Origin of the sequence: Methylobacterium sp. J-048 (genome assembly GCF_022829515.1) — a bacterium.
Lineage (GTDB): Bacteria > Pseudomonadota > Alphaproteobacteria > Rhizobiales > Beijerinckiaceae > Methylobacterium.
The window spans coordinates 1-3,609 of the sequence record NZ_JAKSYL010000075.1; the positions used below are offsets into that span (position 1 = coordinate 1).

The 3,609-nt window shown below is 66.0% G+C and carries 5 protein-coding genes and 1 pseudogene; 1 reads left to right on the forward strand and 5 read right to left on the reverse strand.

The window, feature by feature from the left end; all coding sequences use genetic code 11:
• The 4 genes and pseudogenes from MKL09_RS04310 to MKL09_RS04325 all read right to left on the reverse strand — a co-directional run.
• Positions 1-229 (reverse strand): hypothetical protein (locus MKL09_RS04310; RefSeq protein WP_244018266.1); only part of this gene is annotated, 229 nt, incomplete at its 3' end.
• 12 nt (positions 230-241) lie between these two features.
• Complete coding sequence (locus MKL09_RS04315; protein ID WP_244018268.1) at positions 242-442, reverse strand: hypothetical protein; 201 nt, start codon at positions 440-442, stop codon at positions 242-244.
• A gap of 9 nt (positions 443-451) precedes the next feature.
• Positions 452-973: a hypothetical protein gene (locus MKL09_RS04320; RefSeq protein WP_244018270.1), complete on the reverse strand. Its 522-nt coding sequence runs from the start codon at positions 971-973 to the stop codon at positions 452-454.
• A gap of 200 nt (positions 974-1,173) precedes the next feature.
• Positions 1,174-1,368 (reverse strand): annotated as a pseudogene (locus tag MKL09_RS04325) (IS5/IS1182 family transposase); the annotation flags it as partial.
• Between the two features lie 194 nt (positions 1,369-1,562).
• On the opposite strand from MKL09_RS04325, the gene MKL09_RS04330 reads away from it, so the two are divergent.
• Positions 1,563-2,624, forward strand: coding sequence for a DMT family transporter (locus MKL09_RS04330; protein ID WP_244018272.1), 1,062 nt, complete (start codon positions 1,563-1,565; stop codon positions 2,622-2,624).
• Between the two features lie 353 nt (positions 2,625-2,977).
• Here the strand turns inward: MKL09_RS04330 and MKL09_RS04335 are convergent.
• Positions 2,978-3,609: DUF2325 domain-containing protein (locus MKL09_RS04335; RefSeq protein WP_244018274.1), on the reverse strand; the 632-nt coding region annotated here is incomplete at its 5' end.

Below are 3,609 nucleotides of genomic sequence, written 5' to 3' on the forward strand. Positions count from 1 at the left end.
CAACCACGCCAAGCACCCGGACCACCGGCAGCATGTGGGAGACCACTACGACCCCGGCGCGCGGCAAGCCCACCACCGCTACCCACACCGCGACCTTCACCAGCCCGGCCGCGCAGGCCAGCGCCCCCATGAGTTCGACCACCACACCAGCCCGCAGCAGCATTATGGGAACGCCTTCCACCCCGGTCAGCGCGAAGCCCTCGGTCGCAACCGCGACCGCGAGTTCCACGATCCCGGCCGCTCAGGCCAGCGCCCCCATGGGTTCGACCAGCACACCGACCAACAGCACGACGGTGGGAACGCCTTCGACCGCGGTCAGCGCGAAGCCCTCGGTCGCAGCCTCGACCGCGAGTTCCACCGTCCCGGCCGCACAGGCCAGCCCCCCCGTGAGTTCGACCAACACGACCAGTTCGACCGGCAAGGTGAGCCCGGTCGCGTCCAACGTGGCGGGTCACGCATCGACCGGCTCGACGAGCCCGGTCGCCTCGCCGACGCCCGCCAACGGGATGGCCAACACGCCCATCGCGGGATCGAGTTCCGCCAACTCTGCCGGCATCATCCCCGGCGCTGCGGGCACGACGCCTTCGACGACGCCCGTTCCCGCCGCACCGATCTCGACGAGCCCGAACGGCGCAGCGACCAGCGCAACCGGCATCGCCACGATTCCGGCCGCGAGCACCGGTCCGGCGAGCGCGCCGACGAGCCCGGTAAAGCCGGCGTCGGCGATCGTCCCGACCAGCCCGACGGCGAGCCCGACCAACGGCACCGTCAGCCCGGCGCAGCCCGTGCTCGCCGGCTCAGCGGGTGTGACGCGTTCGCCCACCGCCAATACGAGCCTGCAAGCGCCGACCGGCAATGCGCCGGTCTCGTCCCCCGCCACCCCGAGCCCGGTCAGCCCGACGAGCCCATCACAGCCCGCGACTGCGACAGGCACGCAGGGCTCGGCCGGCACCCCTGCGGTGAGCAAGGCCACCAACTATCAGACGTTCTCCATTCCCGAGAGCCAGCGAAAGGCTGCGATCGCCATGATGGAGAAGTTCAAGCATGCCGAACCCAGTCAAGCCGCGTCGACCAACTGGTTGACCAAGCTTTCCAATGTCCTGATGCATCTCTGGTAGGCGACAGGCGCGTTCGATCAACAACAGAATGGGGCCACCGTTCGACGCCGAACGACACGTGAAGCTTCAGGAGAGCGGCCGGATGGTAGCCCGGTCGTCCCGTCCGTGCCGCGTCGACGCCCGCAAAGCCCAGCGCGTCCACGAAGGCATCGACGACGCGGACCGGGTTGTCCTCGGCGATCCAGTCTTCAAGACGGGACGGAAACAGCGTCGTCTGATCGCGCCCGGCGCCGCCAACGAATCGTCCCATGCCAGCCTCGGGTCAACCCGGAGACAAAGTACCATCATCGGGGTTTCGACACTGCCAGGGTCGATTTGCGCCGGTCCGCGTTCGCGCGAGAGCTAGCAGAAGCAGACACCGCCGTCGCGCCCGCTGGCGATCCATTGCAGAAGGTCGGAAGGTCCGCTCTCAGGCGCTTGGTGAAACGCTGCTACGGTTGCGATATGAAACACGTTCATTCCCACCTGTGGCCAGGGGTGCCGCTAGCCCTCGTATCGGCGGTCCTGTTCGGTGCCTCTGCGCCGTTCGCAAAGCTGCTGCTCGGCGAGATGTCGCCCCAGCTGCTCGCAGGCTTGCTCTACCTCGGTGCAGGCATCGGTCTGGCTGCCGTGCATGGCGGCCGAGCTGTCCTGGGTGTTCCGGCCCCGGAAGCGCCTCTGCGCCGACACGATCTGCCGTGGCTGGTGGCGGTGGTGCTGTTCGGCGGGCTCGCTGGACCGCTCCTGCTGATGCTGGGGCTGTCTCACACCTCGGCGGCTTCGGGGTCCCTGCTGCTCAACCTCGAAGGGCTGGCGACCATGCTCATCGCCTGGGTGGTGTTCCGGGAGAACGTCGATCGGCGGTTGCTGCTCGGCGCGTTCGCCATCCTCGCGGGTGCAGCTGCGCTGTCGTGGAATGGCGCAGGCGTGCATCTCGATGTCGGTGCGGCCCTCATCACCACAGCCTGTCTGGCCTGGGGCATCGACAACAATTTGACGCGCAAGCTGTCCTCGGCTGACCCGGTGGTGACAGCCAGCATCAAGGGGCTGGCTGCGGGCAGCGTCAACGTCGTGTTGGCGCTGCTACTCGGTGCGGCTGTGCCGCCCGTGACGGTGATCGGGGCGGCGGCCGTGGTCGGCTTCCTCGGCGTTGGGGTGAGCCTCGTCCTGTTCATGCTGGCGCTGCGCCACCTCGGGGCGGCGCGCACCGGCGCCTACTTCTCCCTCGCGCCCTTCATCGGCGCCGTGATCGCGGTCTTGCTGCTGCACGAGCCGGTGACAATGCAGGTTGTCCTGGCCGGTCTGCTGATGGGGGTGGGGCTGTGGCTACACCTCGCGGAGTGGCATGAACACGAGCACACCCATGAGGTGATGGAGCACGAGCACGTCCACATCCACGACGAGCACCACCAGCATCATCACGATGGAATAGTGATGGAGCCGCACGCACACCGGCACCGACACGAGCCGCTGAAGCACTCCCACCCGCACTACCCCGACCTACACCATCAGCACGGTCATGCCTGACGGGTCGGATGCGGCACATCGGCTTCCAGACAGGCGCTCAAGGTCCGGTTGCCACCGTTCCTGATAAGTAAGCTTGCCGATTTATAATATTGCAGAGGGAATATTTCTCAACAAATGTTCCCTATAGCTACTTAGTTTTCTCGATAGCAATATCAATGCGGCATAATATTTGCATTATGATAGATGAAAATATTAAAAATGTCTAAATCGCCATAAAGGACAAAAAATCCATTGCGGTTGCTTTAATCATCTCGAAATTCAAGCGCTGATCCGTACGAGGTTTAGCTGGCGTCTCACGCAGCCAGTCTGGCTCGGCATGATCAGATTGGACGCAGGCTTCAGGTCTTGGCGCTCTACCCGCGCTGCCCGACGACGTGCACGAAGCTGGCGAGGCTGGCACTCCGCACCGGGTAGAACGGCTTCGCCTGGGCTTCGCAGTATCGCTTGAGGTGCAGGCTCGCCTCGTGGCTGACGCAGGTCACGGGAAAAACCGCCAGATCCGCTTGCCCAACCAGCCCCGGCAACAGGCACAGGTTGTCCTCGATGCCGCCGTCGTGGTCGAGCAGCCTGCCACCTTGGGTCTCGACGAAGCGACGGAGATTGGCCACCTGACGTCGCCGACCGCCGACATAGAGGATGACCTGCCCGTCGAGCCGTCCCGATGCTCGGTCATCGGCTGTATCGACGCTCGGCCCGTCTAACGCCGCTTCGAGTGCGGCCAGTTCCCGTTCCACGGCCGACCGGCGAGCCATCTCCGCGGCGAGATCGGTGCCGAGGCGTTCGGCTGCGCCCGTGAGTACCGCGAGCCGCTCCTCCAACGCGGCCGCATGCGCGGTCTCCCGGGCGAGCCGCACCTCCAGACCGCGCGTGGACGCCGGCTCGACGGTCACAGTCGCCGGGATGGGGCGCTCGGTTTCGATCGCCCGGGTGCGCTTCCCGAGATCGTCGCGCTCGCGCATCAGCGCCATGATGCGCTCGTCGCGTG

Bases quoted from the DNA above. Each gene is read 5' to 3' on its own strand.
- MKL09_RS04330 (WP_244018272.1), top strand. From the start codon at position 1,563: ATGAAACACGTTCATTCCCACCTGTGGCCAGGGGTGCCGCTAGCCCTC.